The following is an 18,596-nucleotide window of genomic DNA, read 5'->3' on the forward strand; positions in this document are numbered from 1 at the left end:
CGATGCAAAAAGTCAGAGGTGTGGGTGGTTTATTTTTTAAATGCGAAGACCCAGAAAAATTAGCGGCTTGGTACAAAGAATATTTAGGTATTGAATTAGACGGGGAGACCTACGGTACATTCAACCCCAACGAAGCACGGCCTTTGGACCGAACTGTTTGGAGTACTTTCAGTGCAGATACTGACTATTTTGAACCTTCAAAACAAGCCTTTATGTTTAATTTTATCGTTGATGATATTGATGCCATGCTGGCCCAAGTCATCAAAGGTGGGGCCACCCAAGCTGGTGAAGTGGTCAAAGAATCTTATGGCGACTTCGGCTGGTTTATTGATCCAGCAGGTTTTAAAGTTGAACTGTGGGTGCCCAAATCTTTCGAGCCAGCTGAGTAATTAGATGAAATCAATTCAAGACATACGCATTCGATTTGTTGGTGCAGGTAATATGGCTGCCAGCTTAATGGGTGGACTCATCAATAAAGGCATGACCGCCAGTCAAATGACTGCCAGTGATCCTGGTCAGAATCAACGTGATTATATCGAGCGCCAATTTCAAATTTTAACTTTTGGTGACAACAATGCCCACTTTGGTATGCCAGATATCGTGATCATTGCGGTCAAACCACAAATCATGAAACAAGTGTTGCAAGATGTGGCGTCCAGCATTCGTCGCACCCATCCACTGGTCATTTCAGTGGCGGCAGGTATTACCACTGATCAAATGGCTCAATGGCTGGGATTGGATTTGCCGATTGTACGTGCGATGCCTAACACGCCAGCATTGATAGGACAGGGCGCGATTGGAATGTTCGCCAATCAGTTGGTTACGAAAGAGCAGCTACTGATGACAGAACAAGTTATGGATGCGGTCGGTACATCAATTTGGGTCACTGAAGAGGGCAATATAGATGCTGTAACCGCCTTGTCAGGCTCTGGTCCGGCCTATTTTTTTATGTTCATGCAATACTTACAACAAGCCGGTCAAAAGTTAGGTCTCAGTGAAACCAACGCTGCCTTACTGGCAAAAAAAACAGCCATTGGCTCTGCCTTGTTGGCTGAGCGAAGCCCCGAAAGTTTACAACAGTTAAAAGATCGAGTGACTTCACCCAATGGCACCACGGCAGCGGCGCTTGAAAGCTTTACTGAAAATAACATAGAACAAGTTATCGAACAGGCACTTAATGCAGCGAATGATCGCTCAATTGCCTTGTCTAAAGAATTTGATTGAATGGCATCAATATTGCATTGTGTTGGTTTAAAAAGAAGTGGTGAAAACCTTACTTACTGTCCTACCAAAGCCAATAATATCCCTGCGGCCACTGCTGACCCCAAGACACCAGCAACATTGGGTCCCATGGCATGCATCAATAAAAAGTTATGAGGATTGGCTTCTAACCCCAGTTTGTTGGCCACTCGAGCAGCCATAGGCACCGCAGACACCCCTGCCGCACCGATGAGGGGGTTGATTGGATCTGTGGAAAGTTTATTCATGACTTTAGCCATTAAAATACCAGCAGCAGTACCGATGGAGAAGGCCACAGCGCCCAAGCCTAAAATGCCTAAGGTTTCAATATTAAGGAATTGATCTGAACTGAGTTTTGAACCCACACCCAAACCCAAGAAAATCGTGACAATGTTGATCAATTCATTTTGTGAGGTTAAGCTCAACCTTTCCACCACTCCTGATTCTCGCATCAGATTACCCAAACAAAACATACCAATCAATGGTGTTGCAGCCGGTAAGAAAAAGATCGCCATAAGTAACACAGCCAAGGGAAAAATAATTTTTTCAACTTTGGTCACATGGCGTAATTGAAGCATTTCTATTTTGCGTTCTTCTACAGAAGTTAGGGCGCGCATGATGGGTGGTTGGATAATTGGCACCAATGCCATATATGAGTATGCAGCCACAGCGATGGCTCCTAATAATTCTGGAGCTAACTTTGAAGCGAGGAAAATGGCAGTGGGTCCATCGGCACCACCAATGATGGCAATGGCTGCCGCATCTTGAATACTGAACTCAATCCCTGGAATCAGGTTCAGGGCTATGGCTCCAAATAAAGTTGTGAAGATGCCAAACTGAGCGGCTGCGCCCAGTAAAAGCATTTTTGGATTGGCAATCAATGCACCGAAATCTGTCATTGCACCAACACCCATAAATATAATTAATGGAAAGATACCGGTGTCAATGCCGACATAATAGATGTAATGCAACAAACCACCGATTTCAGTGAAGCCTGCCAAAGGAATGTTGGTTAACAGGGCGCCAAAGCCAATTGGCAACAACAGCAAAGGTTCAAACTTTTTAACTATGGCCAAATAAAGTAGGCCAAAGCCAACCAGCATCATGACAACTTGCCCCCATTGGAAATGAGCCAGTCCTGTTGATTGCCACAGTGTATTTAAGACATCCATAGTGCTTACTCGAAACTCAATAAAGTTTCACCGACTTTAACATTGTCACCGGTTTTGATATGAATGGCTGCTAATGTGCCTGTGATAGATGAAACCACTTCTGTTTCCATTTTCATGGCTTCCAAAATAATCAGCACGTCACCTTCATTAACATGGTCGCCAACATTGACATTGATTTTAAAGATATTACCTGACAATGGTGCTTTCAGTGTTTCACCGGTTGTATGGGCTGCTGCAGGTTGTTTACTGACTTGAGTGACGGTTCCTGAAGCCGCCACTTGGACCGCATAGTTTTTGCCATCGACGGTCACCGTATAGTTTTCAACCCCTTGACTTGCTTGGGCTGTAAGGGGTGGTTGAGGAGGTGCTTTGGGTTTTGTTGTTGCTTCTTGTGGAGCTGGTTCAAATGCATCTTTGTTATTGCGGTTCTTAAGAAATTTCAAACCAATTTGAGGAAACAAGGCATAAATTAATACATCGTCTATCACCTCATCAGCCAAATGGATGTTCTCTTGTTGGGCTAACTGGAGCAGTTCTTCGGTTAAGGACGCCACTTCGGGTTTAAGTAAATCTGCAGGGCGACAGCTAATCGCCTCAGCGCCTTCAAGTACTTTTTGTTGGAGTGCTGTGTTAACAGGAGCGGCTGTGGCTCCATACTCACCTTTGAGAACACCGGCAGTTTCTTTGGTGATGCTTTTGTAGCGTTCGCCAGTCAATACATTCAACACCGCCTGTGAACCAACGATTTGTGAGGTGGGTGTTACCAGTGGGATGTAGCCCAAATCTTTTCTTACTTTTGGGATTTCTGTGAGGACGTCATTTAATTTATCAGCTGCTCCTTGTTCTCTGAGTTGATTCTCCATGTTGGTTAGCATGCCACCAGGGACTTGTGCAGTTAAAATGCGTGCATCAATGCCTTTTAAACTGCCTTCGAATTTTGCGTATTTTTTACGTACCTTGCGAAAATAAGTAGCCACTTGTTCTAACTTTTGCAAATCTATCCCCGTGTCCCTGGGTGTGTCCTCAACGATTGAAACAATGGTTTCTGTCGCTGAATGTCCATAAGTCATACTCATGGAGGATATCGCTGTATCAATCACATCAATGTTGGCATCAATGGCTTTCATGTGAGTAGCCACACTTAATCCTGTGGTGGCATGACAGTGCAGGGCTATCGGAATATCCACGCATTTTTTTAATTCTGTTATCAATTCAGTTGCCACGTACGGCTTTAGTAAACCGGCCATGTCTTTGATGCACAATGAATCAGAACCCATGTCTTCTAGTATCTTCGCCATGGTTAACCAGGTTTCAAGATCATGCACTGGGCTCACTGTATAGCTTAATGTGCCTTGAGCATGACCACCGACATGGTTGGTGGCTTTGATTGCCGTTTCCATATTGCGCACATCATTCATGGCATCGAAAACCCTAAAAACTTCGACGCCATTAATAAAGGACCTTTCTACAAATTTTTCCACTAAATCATCGGCATAATGTCGATAACCTAAAATGTTTTGTCCACGAAACAACATTTGCTGCTTGGTCTTTGGCATGACTTTTTTTAATTCTCGAATACGTTCCCAAGGATCTTCTCCCAAGTATCGAATACAGGAGTCAAAGATGGCGCCACCCCAAGATTCGATTGACCAAAAGCCCACTTCGTCCAATATCGGAGCAATGGGTAGCATGTCTTCAATTCGCATTCTGGTGGCCAGCAAGGATTGATGTGCGTCTCTCAAGACCAATTCGGTGATGCCCAATGGTTTAACTGTTGTGGTTTCTGACATGTTTGGTTTATTCCTTATTTGTGATTATGCTTTTGACGGTACTGGGTGATGGCTGCAGTGATGGCTGCAACGGTGGCAGATGATTCTGTGGTTGCAGTTGAATGAATTCTATTATCGGTTTGTACTGAATCTGGAAAGCGATTGGCCAAGGGTGAAATGACAACTTTGATGATTAAGATAAGTACACTTAAAAAGGCAAAGACAAAACCCATGCCTACCATCATTAATACAGCCGCTTGTGAGAAAAGCTGAGTTGATACTTCAAATTCAGTCATACATCAGAATATTTATTTTCGGTTAAGTTAATTATTTTCCTATTAGACACTTAAATGCAATGATTAATCGGAAAATAAGCACAATGACTTGATGCCCACTTTGCACTTAATTCAGAGGTAAAGCGCTTCATTTTTCTTAAAATATTTAAATAAACGAAATATTAATACTGCAGCAGATATCATTGTCAAATGATACTGATATATTTGTTTTTGGAAAATGAGGCTCTCACGAAAGCTGTAAATGTTTTAAACAATTAGCTTATGAACAAAAGACCTTTTGCTGACAAACTTATAAAGCCCACTGAAGACTCTTTAAACAGGATTCTTGGGAAAGTCTATGCCATCTACTTAGAGTTGAACGAACGAACCTTTGGCTTCAAGAAAAGTTGGCGTTTTTCTCCAAGCAGCGGCTGGATGCAGAAAGTGCATGATGGAAAAAAAGCATTGTATTATCTGATTCCTTTGAATGATTCATTTTCAGTCAGTTTGGCTGTTCAAGAAAAGGAGAAAATGAGACTACTTGCTGACCAAGCTATACTGCCAATGCATGAACAGTTGAAAAACTCGAAAAGATATTCCGAAGGTTATGCCTTGCGATTTTCTGTTGATAACCTACATTCATTCCTGCCATGTATAAACCTAATAAATAAATTGGCAGCCATGAGATAAGGGCATTGTACGTCATGGCTTATCAAATAAGGATCACGGCTTAATTTACAGAGGGTCAAAATAATCAAGGAAAGCAATTTGATGATTTAAGTTGGTTTTTTATTTGTTGAAAAGCTTCAGATGAAAAACAAATTCAATCAAGTTCCACAGCCCATGTTAACATTCGACCGATGTACTTAATTATTATTCACATGTCCTGTTTTCAATGGTCACTACCTGCATAACTCGACATAACCTGGTCTATTCATGAAATTATTAGTTCGTAACCTCGCTCGTACCACCACCGAAAAGGAATTGGCCTCTTTTTTTGCAGTTTTCGGTACGGTTCAATCCTGTCATTTGGTTTTGGATAAAGCCACTGGTAAATCCAAAGGTTTTGCATTTGTTGAAATGCCTAAAGCCGGTGAGGCCAAAGTGGCGATGAAAAAAATGAATAACAAAGATGTGGCTGGGAACAAAATCAGGGTGAAGAAAGCCGAAAACAAAACAACGGTTGTCAGCTCTGATGTTGAATTAGAGTCAGTTGACGCATTACAAACTGAAGTTGATGAGGAATCTGTGCCTGAAGCCAAAGAACATTGATTGGTTTTATCGATCTCAATGACCTGTTGAGAATGTGTTGAGTCGCTCGACAAGATCATCGGTTTGAAAGGTTGCCTGTTTAATCGGCAACCTTTCAACAGCACAGCAATGGTTGTTGCTTCTACTGAATTTCTGGATTGATTTTGTCTTGAGTTTTTAATGTGAAATCACTGGCGTCATGCCGCTCATGTAATTGTTTACTCGGATCCCCCCAGGTTCTGTTTACCATTTGACCTCGTTGGACGGCTGGTCTGGCATCTATTTCTTTGGCCCACCTGTTGATGTTTTTGTAACTCTGGGCATCGAGAAATTCTGTGGCGTCATAAAGGTTGTCGATAATCAATGCACCGTACCATGGCCAAATAGCCATGTCCGCTATGGTGTATTCATCGCCACAAATATATTGATTTTGTTGTAATTGTTTATCCAATACATCCAATTGACGTTTGACTTCCATGGCAAAGCGATCAATGGCATATTCAATCTTGGTGGGTGCATAACTATAAAAATGACCAAAACCACCGCCTAAAAATGGCGCACTGCCCATTTGCCAGAATAGCCAGTTCATACACTCAGTTTTTAGCTTTTCATCTTTAGGGATGAATGCATCGAATTTTTCTGCCAGATAAAGCAGTATTGAACCTGATTCAAACAAGCGAGTATTCGAAGGCTTGTCCATCATGGCGGGTATTTTCGAGTTAGGGTTCACCTTGACGAAGCCGCTACCAAATTGGTCACCTTCCATGATGTTAACTGTGTAAGCGTCATATTCAGCTCCTTTGATTCCCAATTCCAATAACTCTTCCAGCATCACAGTCACTTTGACACCATTAGGGGTTGCCAATGAATACAATTGAAAAGGGTGTTTACCCTCTGGCAAAGATTTTTCATGGGTGGGTCCTGAAACGGGACGGTTGATGTTGGCAAATTTGCTGTCGTTGTTTTTTTCCCATTGCCATACTTTGGGTGGGATGTATTGTTTTGTGTGGCTCATTATTTTTTCCTGGCTTAATGGTGAAAGGGTTTGTTTTGGTTAGTGTTCCTTTAATAAAAGAAAATTAACGGCGAGATACCATTTTAACCACATTAATTATTAAAATGGCTTAATCGTACTGATTTCTCTGTTTGGGTTGGTCGCTCATGTATTGAACAAATTCTACTTCAAAACCATTTGGGTCTATAAAATACACATTGGCACGATATTCGTCACAGGAATAGGCAACCCTTTCTGCATAACCTGCTTGATTCAATCTATCAATGATGCTTTTGACGTCATTGCAGACCAACCCAAAATGAGCCAAGCCTAAGTCATGTCCTGTTAAGTCACGGTTTTCACCCGTGCCATTGTCATTAAATGTGATGTACTGGTATTCATCGCCGAAATGTACCCAATTCCTCGGATGCCCATACCAATCACCAGATCCTTTACCCCGAATGAACCAATGTGGTAATGCGGTTTGATAGAATTTAATGGTGGCTGTCATGTCTTTGACGATTAAATTGATGTGTTCTATGTGAATCATATTTTATGCTCCATACGTGATGTTAACTCGCCAAGGAGGGTTCAATCTGTTTTGGCCAGCATGGTACAGTTTAATGGTGTTGCCTGATGGGTCATGTACTATGGCTTCAGTCCATAGATAATTTTGTTTAATGGGCATTTGATCAATATGTATGCCTCTTGATTTTATCAATTCAATCCAAGTATCTAATTCTTCAGTTTCAAAATATATGGTTACACCGTGATGGGGTGTGTCTTCAGTTAGTGATAATGAGAACGTGGAATCACCAACTGGGCAACTGAACCTTGCATAATGGGGTGAATCTACAATTTGAGTAAAGCCCATTTTTAAATAAAAATCTACCGATACTTTGAGGTTGCTGGCGGGTAAAGTAATTTGATTGAGGTTCATGCTATTATTATGTAAATTAATGTGTTTACATAATAAGTTGAAAGATTTGATTAGTAAACAAAAATGTTTACTAATTTCATGAATATGACATAATGGCGACATGAAAACTGAAGAAAAAATCATTCATTTATTGAAGGTCAATGGATCCATGACAGCCCAAGATTTGGCACGAGAAACAAACGTTACAACCATGGGAGTTAGACAACACATGCTTAAATTTGAAGATCAGGGCGAGGTTGTTTATACGGATAAAAAAGTAGCAAGAGGCAGGCCCACAAGATATTGGTCTTTAACTGAAAAGAGTCACAGTCGTTTTCCAGATGGTCATGAAAGTTTAACTTTGAAGTTAATTGAATCTGTTAAACAGGTATTTGGCGAGCAAGGGCTGGACGAATTGATCAAGCAAAGGGAAAAAGAATCATATGATGCCTATTCTTTGGTTCTAGGACAGCACAATAACCTTTTGGATAAACTACAAGCATTGGCTCAATTACGCAGTGAAGAAGGTTATATGGCTAACATCAAACAACAAGATGGCGATTATTGGTTATTGGAAAATCACTGTTCTATCTGTGCGGCTGCCAGCCAATGCTTGAAATTTTGTCGCTCAGAATTGCACTTGTTTGAATCTTTACTGGTTAATCAGGCCAGCATAAGCAGGGAAGAACATATCATGGAGGGTGCTCGTCGCTGTGCCTATAAAATCACACCATTGGTTTAATGGGTTCAATTGAATGGCATGAAACCCAATACCAGTCTCTTGTAGATTTGAACTGAATTTGTTTAATTTGACATAAAGTAACTAAAATCAGTGGGTGAAACGGTATAAAATGAAGTCCCAAAATTACTTTATAACATCGGATAAGCCTCAATGGAAATCAAAGTCAACTTTCTCGACAACCTCAGAGTAGAGGCCAAATTTGATGATTTTACCGTCATCACTGATCAGCCAATTCGTTATAAAGGAGATGGTTCTGCGCCGAGTCCCTTTGACTATTTTCTGGCATCATCGGCACTTTGTGCTGGTTATTTTGTTCGGGTTTATTGTTTGGCGCGTGGTATACCCACTGAAAACATCAGGTTGTCGCAAAACAACATTGTTGATCCGGAAAACAGGTACAACCAAATATTCCAAATACAAGTTGAATTGCCCGATGACCTGTCTGAAAAAGACCGTCAAGGAATCTTGCGTTCAATCGATCGATGTACAGTCAAAAAAGTCATTCAAACGGGTCCAGCATTTAAAGTTGAAGCGGTTGAAAGCATTGAAAATGATGCACAAGCCATGCTGATGGAGCAGCCTGCAAACAGTTCAAATACTTTTATATTGGGAAAGGATTTATCGCTGGAACAAACCATCACCAATATGACCAGAAAACTGGCTGAGTTAGGGATGAAAATTGAAATTTCTTCTTGGCGAAATATTGTCCCCAATGTGTGGTCATTGAATATTCGTGATGCAGCATCACCCTTGTGTTTTACCAATGGCAAAGGGTCGACCAAAGAAAGTGCACTGTGTTCTGCTTTGGGAGAGTTTATTGAAAGACTTAACTGTAACTTTTTTTACAATGACCAATATTTTGGTGAAGAAATTGCCAACAGTGATTTTGTCCATTACCCCAATGAAAAATGGTTTAAACCAGGACCGAATGATGAATTGCCCCCTGGTATTTTGGATGATTATTGTTTAGCGATTTATAACCCTGACGGTGAATTGCGGGGATCGCATTTGTTTGATACCAACTCGGGTCGAACTGACAGAGGCATATGTTCAATTCCTTATGTGCGGAAATCAGATGGAGAAACGGTGTATTTTCCATCGAATTTGATTGAGAATTTATTTTTAAGTAATGGCATGAGTGCCGGTAATAATTTGGCTGAAGCACAAGTGCAGTGTTTGTCTGAAATTTTTGAGCGGGCAGTCAAGAAACAAATCATCACAGAAGAAATTGTATTGCCTGAGGTTCCTTCAAAAGTCCTGGCTAAGTACCCAAGCATCTTACAAGGTATTGAGGCTTTAGAAGCCCAAGGATTCCCGGTGGTGGTTAAAGACGCTTCTTTGGGAGGACAGTTTCCGGTGATGTGTGTGACTTTGATGAATCCACGAACAGGTGGCGTATTTGCTTCCTTTGGTGCGCACCCGAGTTTTGAAGTGGCTTTAGAGCGCAGTTTGACTGAATTATTACAAGGTCGCAGTTTTGAAGGCTTAAATGATGTGCCACCACCGACTTTTAACAGCCTGGCAGTGACTGAACCTGAAAATTTTGTTGATCATTTTATCGATTCAACTGGCATCATCTCCTGGCGCTTTTTCAGTGCCAAAGCAGATTATGAATTCAATGAATGGGATTTTTCAGGCAGCAATCAAGAAGAAAGTGCCTGCTTGTTCGGTATATTGCATGAAATGGGTAAAGAAGCCTATGTAACAGAGTTCAATGTATTGGGTACAACAGCTTGCCGAATATTGGTGCCTGATTATTCTGAAGTGTATTTGGTGGAAGACCTGATTTGGGACAACACCAATAAAGCATTGGATTATCGAGAAGATATCTTAAACTTACATGAATTAAGTGATGAGTCTTTGGCTGCTTTGTTGGATCGATTAGAAGAAAGCCAGTTGGATAACTACATGGACATCAAAACCCTTATAGGTATTGAGTTTGATGAAAACTCGGTGTGGGGCCAGTTAACCATTCTTGAGTTAAAAGTCATGTTGTATTTAGCTGTGGGTTCATTGGAAGAGGCCATGGATTTAGTCGAAGCATTTTTACAATACAATGACAATACGGTTGAGCGGGGATTGTACTACCAAGCAATGAATGCTGTGCTTGAAGTTACATTGGATGATGAGATGGCTTTGGGTGACTATATAAATAACTTCAACAGGATGTTTGGCTCCGACGTCATGGATCGGGTCGTCGCTGCGGTCTCAGGCGAGTTGCGATTTGATGGTTTGACTAAAACCAGCATGAAGTTGGAAGGTTTAGATAAGCATTTGCGCTTGATTGAAAGTTATAAAAAACTTCATCAAGCCAGAAGGCCCTGATAAAGCGTCTGCAATATCTGTTATCAAAACAAATAGGCCACTCCTATGGTGGCCTATACACAGTATGGAAATGAACTTTAAGGTTTGTTGACTGCTTTAGCATAAGCACTGGTGAATACCATCAAAAATACAGTCAGTATAACCAACATTATTTTAGTTAAATTTCAATAAGATAAGTATCTTATTTGATAATTTAGATTATTATAGTTGTTGCTGATGTGAACTGTGTTTTGATTGACTTTGAACTTTTTTTCACCATTTCGGTTGTCTATACACCGATTTGGTTACCACCTTTTTGTTTGGCACGGTACAAGGCTTGGTCGGCTCTGTGGAATATGGATATAAAATCTTCTTTAGCTTGTAATTCTGCTATTCCAAAGCTTGCAGATACTGTTGTTTCATCGATCAAAATTTGATGAATGGCCATCCTGATTTGTTCCACCAAATTGAACGCGGCGCTAAAACGTAAACCAGGAAACATCAGCACGAATTCATCTCCTCCAAAACGAGCAATCACATCTGTTTTACTTAACATTGATTTGGCAACTTCACAGACGCTTTGCAGTGCTTTATCACCAGCAATGTGTCCATGTTGGTCATTGATTAATTTGAAATCATCTAAGTCAAAAACCACCAATGTTAAAGGCACTTTGTGTTGATGACATCGGGCGATTTCAACCTCAGCCTGTTGTACCATATACTGACGCGAAGAAACATGGGTCAGGGTGTCGGTATAAACCAAGTGTTCCAGTTCTTGGTTATAGGCTTTCAATTGGGGTACAGCTATGCCAAATAAAGCATTGGCTGCAATGACATTGATGGCAAATTGATAGACCATAACATGATCCATTAATCCCAACAAATGGACCAATAAGACGATCAACAAACTGCTGGCTGCAAGGCTAACTACATTAAACACGGGACTCTCCGTACAGGCTATCCACATGTGAGTGACAGCCAAAAAGAAGATGGCAAATGAACTTTCAGGAGTGCCTGAAAGGTAAGCCAATAACATGGTAGCAATGATTAGGGCAATATTCAGTCCCATTTTTTTTGCTAATCGCTTCAGTGAGCCAAGTCCTTCTCGGGTGAATTCATCCAATGAAATGTGAGCATTGGGAAACAAATAAATAAGAATTCCAGTAAATAAAGGTGTTAATACAATTACCCCTGCCATATCTCCGATCCAAAATGGCAACAAAGTTTTCCCCACATCTGACACATCCAATTGATTGGTGACTACCAATGAAGAAATGACCAAAACAGTAACTATAAATGCAGTCACTGCTGCCACAACTAAAAAAGTGACAATCAATTGTGGGGCACTGTGACTGGCATGTTGAGAAAGTCGGCCGATCAATGATGCACCCAGCCAGTATGGAAGAATATGAGCCAATCCAAATAAAAAGCCAGCCCAGATCATTTCTAATAAGCTTAAAGGTAATTGGTAATGGTTGGCTTGCCATACAGTGATAACGATGGCACCGGTCATGATTGCTAATATGGCCCTTTTACCAAGCACCAACAAAGCAGAAAAGGTCAGTCCGGCAACTGGAAACCACACACTGGCATGGTCGGTATATTCCACCAGTCGACCCATTTGCCAAACGGCCAACCACGCCAACAACAAAAACACATGACGAGTTAACATGGACTGATGTAAAACATCAACGAACTTGGGTAAAAAGAGTTGGCGGGTTTGATTCAATTTATTTTGATTTGTTTTTATCGATGTTATTGTAGTTATTTAGCATGGGTTTATGCACAGTAAATTCATTCAGGGAGTGATTTGCATAAAAAAGTGAGATTGACACCATTAAATATCAACAAATTCTGAATTATTGAGCGCAATTGACACAGCTTGTCAATGACTCAACTGATGCATGACATGGGATGTATATAGATAAATATAATGATTTCAAATTTGTCATTAAATTTTAATTAATGACCTGTTTTTACTTTTCATTTTTATGGGTGAATTCAAGCACAATTAAGCATCAATAAATCACAAATGTTCACATGAAATTAAGGTGTGCAATGTTAAAGTAACTTCTTTCTTAAAATACACGCTTGAATGAAAAAATTAATTAAATGGTTAGTAGGGTTGGTGGCTTTCTTGGCTTTGCTGTTGGTACTTGCAGTGATACTGTTACCGCTGGTTTTTGATCCCAATGAACATAAAGTAGAAATTCAAAGAGCTGCATCTGAACAAGTGGGGCGTGATGTGTCGTTGAACGGCCCGATAGAATGGTCTGTATTTCCATGGATAGCGATCAACTTGAGTGATGTGGATATTGCCAATGAAAAAGGTTTTAAAGGGGATTTCCTAGCGCAAGTCGAACAAGTGTCTGTACGGGTTAAATTACTTCCTTTGTTCAGTAAGCAAATAAAAATTGGGCAGGTTGAATTGGTACACCCTGAAATCAATCTTCAAGTGGCTCAGTCTGGGCGAAGTAACTGGCAATCTATAGTAAACACATTATCAGGCACTACGGATGAAGTAAGTCCAGACAGTGGTTCATCATCTGATCTGGAAATCAAAGGTATTTCAATCACCCAAGGTACACTCAATTACACTGACGCTCCAGCTGATTTACAACTCGAAATGACAGACTTGTCTTTTCAAAGCGAAGCCATCAAAGCGGGTATACCAACAGACATGAATTTGACTGCAAATTTAAATCTGCCGATACAAAATCTCACAGGACAACTGTCGGCTACATGGAAAGTCCAAAATTTAACATCTGGACTTGGCCCAGTATTTGATTTCAGTACCTTGGATTTAGATGGAGAGATGGATGCTGTTTTGTTGAAGCTAACTACAGGTGGTGAAATGGTTGTCGATTTAGCTGCGGACAGCATGAAAATCAACTTGTTGACAGCTCAGTATGGACCAATGAAAGTCAGTACTCCAGTGAGGGGCACTCAATTATCATCAAACATGTCTTTATCTGGAGCTGCAGTAATAGATGCGTTTACATTGACTGAGTTGTTTGAGGCCATGGGGTCTCCAGTAGAAAATCAAGCCAACAATGAACTATCAGGCAGTGGTTCATGGTCATTGGTGGGAGACCGCTTACAATTAAATCAACTGAAAATGACATTGGATGAATCATCAATTTCTGGGGATGTTGATGTGAAGCAATTGAGTCAAATGAAGGGACAATTTAACTTGAACATCAATCAAATGAATATGGATGATTATTTGCCCAATGAAACCACTTCATCAGTTGCTGTGACAAATAAGCAAGAAACTGCGACCATGGACCTGGGCCAATTAAGTGGTCAAATCAAAATGGGGCATTTGCAATTGATGGGTTTGCAACTCAGTGACATCACATTAAACATCAAAACCCAGGGTAAAAACATAACAGTTGAGCCTTTACAAGCAGGCTTTTACCAAGGCTTAATTAAAACTGAATTAAAACTTCAGCCTGACAATGATTCTGGAAAATTACAGGTCATGCATCAAATGAAGGATTTTCAAGCCGGTGATATGTTGACAGATTTAATGGGTACAGATTATTTGACTGGTTTGGGTCAATTAATTGCTGACATTAAAATTGATGAACCTTTCAGCGAGCGCCCATTTAAAACAGCCAATGGAACATTGTCATATCAATTGTCCGATGGTGATATTGTTGGGATCGATGTGTTTCAAATCATGCAAAAAAGTTTGAGTTTATTGAATAAGTCAGATGTCATTAATAATAATGAAGAATTAAAAACGGCTTTTGGTTTGATGGATATTCAAGCCACGGTCAGTAATGGTGTTCTGAAAACGCAGACACTAAAAATCACTTCACCTTATTTTAATTTGGATGGAGACGTGGAAATCGATTTGGATCAACAAACCATCAGAGGCACGATCAAACCCATGTTAACTAATATTCCAGAGGGAGTATTGGATAAAAATTTCGAAAAATTACTCAATATACGAATTCCAGTGAGCCTCAGAGGGAATCTGTTGGAACCTGATGTTTCAATTGACATTGAAAAGCTTATTTTGGAGTCGCAAAAAGCAAAAATTGATGAGAAAAAAGAAGAACTTAAAGAGGACTTATTCGATGCTTTGTTAGGCACCAAGAAAAACAAAAAAGAATCGAACGACCCTATAACAACTGATGGTGAACCGCCAGTTGAGTTAACTGAAAAACAAAAGAGGCGAGCAGAGAAAGACCAAGCCAAAAGAGATTTGTTGGAAAGTTTATTGGGTGGCAGTAAAGACAAAAAAGACCCTGAAGAAAAAGATGCAGATACCGACGATGGAAATCAATGAGTTGGGTGTTTGCTGAATTTGACACAAAATTGACTGGCTGGCATTTATCATTGTAATGAAAAAAGGATGATAACAGGTGACCCTGAGGGCTGGCTGTTAATTCATTTACTTATATGGTTGAAATAAGGAGCTTAAAATGAAAGTATTGTTTGTATTAACTTCACATGATGATTTAGGAGACACTGGAGAAAAAACTGGATTTTGGTTAGAAGAGTTTGCCAGTCCTTATTACACATTTACAGATGCCGGTGTAAGAGTCACCTTGGCATCACCCAAGGGTGGCCAGCCACCCAAAGACCCAAAGAGTGACAACACCGATGCTCAAACCGAAGCGACCCATCGATTCAATGGTGATTCCACTGCTCAGCAAGAATTGGCAAGTACCATGAAGCTTGCTGATGTCAATGCCGCAGATTTTGATGCGGTTTTCTACCCTGGCGGGCATGGGCCTTTATGGGATTTGTATCAAGATGAGAATTCCATTGGTTTGATAGAACAATTCATCGCTGCTGAAAAACCAGTGGCTGCTGTTTGTCATGCGCCAGCTGTTTTGTTGCAAGCAAGAAAACCAAATGGCGAGCCATTGGTGAAAGGCAAAAAAGTCACTGGGTTCAGTAATTCCGAAGAGCAGGGCGTAGGATTAACTGATGTGGTGCCTTATATGTTGGAAGATGAGTTAAAAGCCAATGGGGCGCAGTATCAAAAAGTTGATGATTGGCAGGTGTTGTCAATCACCGATGGGTTATTGGTGACTGGACAAAACCCAGGGTCATCTGAGGCAGTGGCAAAAGGTTTATTGAAGTTACTCCAATGAGTCGTTAATTTAAATGCATGATCTTAAAAGCTTGGCAGTCGTCAGGCTTTTATTTTTTAGGAAACCAGCGTTAGCTGGTCTTTGGGGTTGCTGTTCACCTTAAAGCACGTTAAAATTATTGATTAAATGATTAAGTTTAATGATTGATTTATAAGGGGGAAACATGGCTCAAGTTAAACTCATGGTGTTGTATCCACAACCCAAAGATGCGGTTCAGTTCGAATTGGATTATCAAGCACATTTGCAGTTATTCCATGAAAAAATGAAAATTCCGATGGAAGTACGTAATTATGAAGTGATCAAAATGCATAATTCACCGGCAGGTCCAGCGCCTTTCTATCAGATGTTCAGTTTTACTTTCCCATCGATGCAAGCATTACAACAAACGCTGGCGAGCGCTGAGATGCAAGCAGTGGCTGCAGATGCCAATCGAATTTCCACAGGAGGAATGCCAATCATGTTGATCGGCAATGAGGCGGTATAGACTGTGTCTAAGGCTGCGGAACCAACCATACATCAGGGCTCGTGCTTATGTGGGGCCATCAAGTTCAAGGTAACCGGACAGTTGGGTGCGGGAGAAATGTGTCACTGTCAACAGTGTCGCCAGTGGACTGGCCACATCTATGCCAGTACTGAAGTACCTAGGATGGCTTTGTCGATTGATGATGAAAGTCGCTTGAAGTGGTACCCATCATCTAAAAAGGTACGCAGGGGTTTTTGTGCAGATTGTGGATCACCGATGTTTTTTGATCCCATTGATCAAGAAAAACATCAGTGGATTGCCATTGCTTTGGGTAGTTTTACCACGCCCACAGCTGTGAAAATTGAACAGCACATCTTTACCCTAGAAAAAGGGGATTATTATGAAATCACCGATGGGGCTAAGCAAAATGAAACATGAATTTGGTTTTAATAAGATTTGGTCTGTGAATTAAGTATTGGTTTAGGGTTGAGTTAAATGGCTGTGTGTTTGAGTCTACACATTAACATTCAATTTTCCAGCATCAAAGTAGATTGAATGAAAGGGATTAGGTGCCGAAATACTTACTGTTTCGGCTGTACGCCTTCAACCATTGATCATCAAAATTGATTTTCCACACTTAAGGACTCATTCTGTAAAATATATTTTTACTGAAGAACAAGCCTTAGGAGTATGAGTATGACCAATTACCTTTTTATTTATCACGGCGGCCAACACCCAGAAAATCCTGAGGATATGGAGTCTGTTTTTAAAGCCTGGAATACCTGGCTTGAGGGATTGGGTGATTCAGTCGTTGACGCTGGAAATCCTGTGGGGCAATCAACCACAGTCAACAGCGATGGTTCGGTTGATAATCACGGAGGAAGTAACCCAGCTGCTGGTTATGGCATTTTTAAAGCAGATTCATTGGCAACAGCGATTGAAATGGCAAAGCAATGTCCGATTCTGGTCTCTGGTGGCCAAGTTGAATTAGCGGATATATTTGAAGTTTAAACCATCATGTTTTTATCACTGACCGATCTTAAGTGAATGGTTAAATCAAACCTCAATTGTTAATAATGTCTTGAGGTTTATATTTTTAGATTGGCCTATTAAGGTCTTTGTTATGGTCTGGCATTGAGCTGTCGATCTGTTAATTTATGCTAAAATTATGGTGAGTCATTTGGCATGTGACTCTAATGAAAATAAATTAATTGTTTAAAAACAAGATGATATGCCATTTTAAATATGTTTGATAATAAGCTTGGAGGGGAATGTGATGTTAATAAAAACCAAATCAATTATGATTTTCACCGTTGCACTGTGGGGGTTTGTTGGGGCTTTGCATAATGTGATGGATTGGGGCGGAACCCTGGGTGCAGTCGGTGCGGTCACTTCTATGGCGACCTTCGATGGTGGAGCTGAAAGTTGGCAAGCCACCTCAAATACTTTGTTAATTTGGTCAGGTGCGCTATTCATTTGTCTCTCAAAACTGGCGGCAGGCACGTTGTGTACAATGGGCGCATTAGGCATGTGGAGAGCCAGGAAAGACAATATGACGGCTTATGCTGCAGCCAAATCAATGGCATTGACAGGATGTGGTATTGCTGTAATTATGTTATTTGGTGGTTTTATAGTGGTTGCTGAAAGTTGGTTTGAGCTGTGGCGTTCCGAAACCATGCGTGGTCCTGTGCTTCAGTCTGCATTTCGTTATGGAGCGATGATCGCAATCATTTCGCTGTTTGTAGCAAGCAAAGAATAGAAGTGGTCAGGGAGATTGAGTCAGGTACGCTGATTGAGTTTTCTGGGTAGTTATAAAAAGTACCTGTTAACAGTTTTATAAGCAGGATTAACAATGAAAAAGGTGAACAATGACTGATCAAAAAACCAGCCATGGTGGTTGTTTATGTGGAGCAGTGACTTTATTAGCAACGACTGTCAAACCAATGGTGGGAGCCTGTCACTGTAACATGTGTCGAAAGTGGGTGGGTGGACCTTTCATGGCCGTTGATTGTGGGTCAGAAGTGGGATTTATAGGTCATGAGTACATTGGCAGATATGCCTCTTCCGAATGGGCAGAACGTGGTTTTTGTACGCAATGTGGTAGTGCTTTGTTTTATAAATTGAAAGAAAGTGGCCAGTACATGCTGGCAGCTGGGATTTTAGATTTAGAAAATCAACTTCACTTTGATCACCAAGTTTTCATTGATGAAAAACCCAACTATTATTGCTTTTCAAATAAAACAAAAAACATGACAGGTGCTGAGTTATTTGCATTGTATGGAGCTGAATGAGCCCATATATTCATCAGGTTAGGTGCTCCAGTTTGACCTCTACTGATTTGTGCAGGTTACATG

At 40.7% G+C, this 18,596-nt stretch carries 20 protein-coding genes; 13 read left to right on the top strand and 7 right to left on the bottom strand.

Going from position 1 to position 18,596, the window contains the following annotated elements:
• Positions 1 to 2: 2 nt before the first annotated feature.
• Both CCS90_RS10575 and proC read left to right on the top strand, forming a co-directional pair.
• On the top strand, positions 3 to 389 hold the full coding sequence (locus CCS90_RS10575; protein WP_099019533.1) for a VOC family protein: 387 nt from the start codon (positions 3 to 5) through the stop codon (positions 387 to 389).
• 4 nt (positions 390 to 393) lie between these two features.
• Entirely contained in the window at positions 394 to 1,224 is an 831-nt protein-coding gene (gene proC / locus CCS90_RS10580) for a pyrroline-5-carboxylate reductase (RefSeq protein ID WP_099019534.1), read from the top strand.
• A 53-nt stretch (positions 1,225 to 1,277) separates the two neighbouring features.
• Here proC and CCS90_RS10585 read toward each other — a convergent pair whose 3' ends face one another.
• The 3 genes from CCS90_RS10585 to CCS90_RS10595 are packed head-to-tail and all read right to left on the bottom strand — an operon-like array spanning position 1,278 to position 4,476.
• Entirely contained in the window at positions 1,278 to 2,411 is a 1,134-nt protein-coding gene (locus CCS90_RS10585; RefSeq protein ID WP_099019535.1) for a sodium ion-translocating decarboxylase subunit beta, read from the bottom strand.
• Between the two features lie 5 nt (positions 2,412 to 2,416).
• Entirely contained in the window at positions 2,417 to 4,201 is a 1,785-nt protein-coding gene (gene oadA, locus CCS90_RS10590; protein WP_099019536.1) for a sodium-extruding oxaloacetate decarboxylase subunit alpha, read from the bottom strand.
• A 14-nt stretch (positions 4,202 to 4,215) separates the two neighbouring features.
• Complete coding sequence (locus CCS90_RS10595) at positions 4,216 to 4,476, bottom strand: OadG family protein (RefSeq protein WP_099019537.1); 261 nt, start codon at positions 4,474 to 4,476, stop codon at positions 4,216 to 4,218.
• Positions 4,477 to 4,737: 261 nt separating this feature from the next.
• On the opposite strand from CCS90_RS10595, the gene CCS90_RS10600 reads away from it, so the two are divergent.
• Entirely contained in the window at positions 4,738 to 5,145 is a 408-nt protein-coding gene (locus CCS90_RS10600) for a DUF3788 family protein (RefSeq protein WP_099019538.1), read from the top strand.
• A gap of 246 nt (positions 5,146 to 5,391) precedes the next feature.
• Positions 5,392 to 5,727, top strand: a complete 336-nt coding sequence (locus tag CCS90_RS10605; RefSeq protein WP_099019539.1) for an RNA recognition motif domain-containing protein — start codon at positions 5,392 to 5,394, stop codon at positions 5,725 to 5,727.
• A gap of 121 nt (positions 5,728 to 5,848) precedes the next feature.
• Here the strand turns inward: CCS90_RS10605 and yghU are convergent, their stop codons facing one another.
• The 3 genes from yghU to CCS90_RS10620 form a co-directional block, all read right to left on the bottom strand.
• Complete coding sequence (gene yghU / locus CCS90_RS10610) at positions 5,849 to 6,721, bottom strand: glutathione-dependent disulfide-bond oxidoreductase (protein ID WP_099019540.1); 873 nt, start codon at positions 6,719 to 6,721, stop codon at positions 5,849 to 5,851.
• Between the two features lie 109 nt (positions 6,722 to 6,830).
• Positions 6,831 to 7,250 carry a VOC family protein gene (locus CCS90_RS10615; RefSeq protein WP_099019541.1) on the bottom strand — a complete coding sequence of 140 codons (420 nt, stop codon included), beginning with the start codon at positions 7,248 to 7,250 and terminating at the stop codon, positions 6,831 to 6,833.
• Positions 7,251 to 7,253: 3 nt separating this feature from the next.
• On the bottom strand, positions 7,254 to 7,640 hold the full coding sequence (locus CCS90_RS10620; protein WP_099019726.1) for a VOC family protein: 387 nt from the start codon (positions 7,638 to 7,640) through the stop codon (positions 7,254 to 7,256).
• A gap of 100 nt (positions 7,641 to 7,740) precedes the next feature.
• Between CCS90_RS10620 and CCS90_RS10625 the strand changes: the two genes are divergently transcribed.
• Together CCS90_RS10625 and CCS90_RS10630 are read left to right on the top strand one after the other, a co-directional pair.
• The gene (locus tag CCS90_RS10625) at positions 7,741 to 8,361 is read left to right on the top strand and encodes a helix-turn-helix transcriptional regulator (RefSeq protein WP_099019542.1); all 621 of its coding nucleotides are present in this window, start codon (positions 7,741 to 7,743) and stop codon (positions 8,359 to 8,361) included.
• A gap of 150 nt (positions 8,362 to 8,511) precedes the next feature.
• Positions 8,512 to 10,686, top strand: a complete 2,175-nt coding sequence (locus tag CCS90_RS10630; RefSeq protein WP_099019543.1) for an OsmC domain/YcaO domain-containing protein — start codon at positions 8,512 to 8,514, stop codon at positions 10,684 to 10,686.
• Between the two features lie 268 nt (positions 10,687 to 10,954).
• On the opposite strand, the gene CCS90_RS10635 is transcribed toward CCS90_RS10630, so the two are convergent.
• The gene (locus CCS90_RS10635; RefSeq protein WP_211337063.1) at positions 10,955 to 12,394 is read right to left on the bottom strand and encodes a sensor domain-containing diguanylate cyclase; all 1,440 of its coding nucleotides are present in this window, start codon (positions 12,392 to 12,394) and stop codon (positions 10,955 to 10,957) included.
• A 366-nt stretch (positions 12,395 to 12,760) separates the two neighbouring features.
• On the opposite strand from CCS90_RS10635, the gene CCS90_RS10640 reads away from it, so the two are divergent.
• The 7 genes from CCS90_RS10640 to CCS90_RS10670 all read left to right on the top strand — a co-directional run bounded on the left by CCS90_RS10640 (position 12,761) and on the right by CCS90_RS10670 (position 18,533).
• On the top strand, positions 12,761 to 14,965 hold the full coding sequence (locus CCS90_RS10640) for an AsmA family protein (protein WP_099019545.1): 2,205 nt from the start codon (positions 12,761 to 12,763) through the stop codon (positions 14,963 to 14,965).
• 136 nt (positions 14,966 to 15,101) lie between these two features.
• Entirely contained in the window at positions 15,102 to 15,779 is a 678-nt protein-coding gene (locus CCS90_RS10645) for a type 1 glutamine amidotransferase domain-containing protein (protein WP_099019546.1), read from the top strand.
• Positions 15,780 to 15,942: 163 nt separating this feature from the next.
• Positions 15,943 to 16,263: an EthD family reductase gene (locus tag CCS90_RS10650; RefSeq protein ID WP_099019547.1), complete on the top strand. Its 321-nt coding sequence runs from the start codon at positions 15,943 to 15,945 to the stop codon at positions 16,261 to 16,263.
• Positions 16,264 to 16,266: 3 nt separating this feature from the next.
• Positions 16,267 to 16,680 (top strand): GFA family protein, encoded by a 414-nt coding sequence (locus CCS90_RS10655; RefSeq protein WP_211337062.1) that lies wholly within the window; start codon positions 16,267 to 16,269, stop codon positions 16,678 to 16,680.
• Positions 16,681 to 16,938: 258 nt separating this feature from the next.
• A complete protein-coding gene (locus CCS90_RS10660; protein ID WP_099019548.1) occupies positions 16,939 to 17,253 on the top strand; it encodes a YciI family protein in 315 nt (104 codons plus the stop codon).
• A 265-nt stretch (positions 17,254 to 17,518) separates the two neighbouring features.
• On the top strand, positions 17,519 to 18,001 hold the full coding sequence (locus CCS90_RS10665) for a DUF2165 family protein (RefSeq protein ID WP_099019549.1): 483 nt from the start codon (positions 17,519 to 17,521) through the stop codon (positions 17,999 to 18,001).
• 109 nt (positions 18,002 to 18,110) lie between these two features.
• Entirely contained in the window at positions 18,111 to 18,533 is a 423-nt protein-coding gene (locus tag CCS90_RS10670; RefSeq protein ID WP_099019550.1) for a GFA family protein, read from the top strand.
• Positions 18,534 to 18,596: the final 63 nt, after the last annotated feature.

The organism is Marinicella litoralis (genome assembly GCF_002591915.1).
Classification (GTDB): Bacteria; Pseudomonadota; Gammaproteobacteria; order Xanthomonadales; family Marinicellaceae; genus Marinicella; species Marinicella litoralis.

Bases quoted from the DNA above. Each gene is read 5' to 3' on its own strand.
- CCS90_RS10575 (WP_099019533.1), top strand. From the start codon at position 3: ATGCAAAAAGTCAGAGGTGTGGGTGGTTTATTTTTTAAATGCGAAGAC.
- proC (WP_099019534.1), top strand. From the start codon at position 394: ATGAAATCAATTCAAGACATACGCATTCGATTTGTTGGTGCAGGTAAT.
- CCS90_RS10585 (WP_099019535.1), bottom strand. From the start codon at position 2,411: ATGGATGTCTTAAATACACTGTGGCAATCAACAGGACTGGCTCATTTC.
- oadA (WP_099019536.1), bottom strand. From the start codon at position 4,201: ATGTCAGAAACCACAACAGTTAAACCATTGGGCATCACCGAATTGGTC.
- CCS90_RS10595 (WP_099019537.1), bottom strand. From the start codon at position 4,476: ATGACTGAATTTGAAGTATCAACTCAGCTTTTCTCACAAGCGGCTGTA.
- CCS90_RS10600 (WP_099019538.1), top strand. From the start codon at position 4,738: ATGAACAAAAGACCTTTTGCTGACAAACTTATAAAGCCCACTGAAGAC.
- CCS90_RS10605 (WP_099019539.1), top strand. From the start codon at position 5,392: ATGAAATTATTAGTTCGTAACCTCGCTCGTACCACCACCGAAAAGGAA.
- yghU (WP_099019540.1), bottom strand. From the start codon at position 6,721: ATGAGCCACACAAAACAATACATCCCACCCAAAGTATGGCAATGGGAA.
- CCS90_RS10615 (WP_099019541.1), bottom strand. From the start codon at position 7,250: ATGATTCACATAGAACACATCAATTTAATCGTCAAAGACATGACAGCC.
- CCS90_RS10620 (WP_099019726.1), bottom strand. From the start codon at position 7,640: ATGAACCTCAATCAAATTACTTTACCCGCCAGCAACCTCAAAGTATCG.
- CCS90_RS10625 (WP_099019542.1), top strand. From the start codon at position 7,741: ATGAAAACTGAAGAAAAAATCATTCATTTATTGAAGGTCAATGGATCC.
- CCS90_RS10630 (WP_099019543.1), top strand. From the start codon at position 8,512: ATGGAAATCAAAGTCAACTTTCTCGACAACCTCAGAGTAGAGGCCAAA.
- CCS90_RS10640 (WP_099019545.1), top strand. From the start codon at position 12,761: ATGAAAAAATTAATTAAATGGTTAGTAGGGTTGGTGGCTTTCTTGGCT.
- CCS90_RS10645 (WP_099019546.1), top strand. From the start codon at position 15,102: ATGAAAGTATTGTTTGTATTAACTTCACATGATGATTTAGGAGACACT.
- CCS90_RS10650 (WP_099019547.1), top strand. From the start codon at position 15,943: ATGGCTCAAGTTAAACTCATGGTGTTGTATCCACAACCCAAAGATGCG.
- CCS90_RS10660 (WP_099019548.1), top strand. From the start codon at position 16,939: ATGACCAATTACCTTTTTATTTATCACGGCGGCCAACACCCAGAAAAT.
- CCS90_RS10665 (WP_099019549.1), top strand. From the start codon at position 17,519: ATGTTAATAAAAACCAAATCAATTATGATTTTCACCGTTGCACTGTGG.
- CCS90_RS10670 (WP_099019550.1), top strand. From the start codon at position 18,111: ATGACTGATCAAAAAACCAGCCATGGTGGTTGTTTATGTGGAGCAGTG.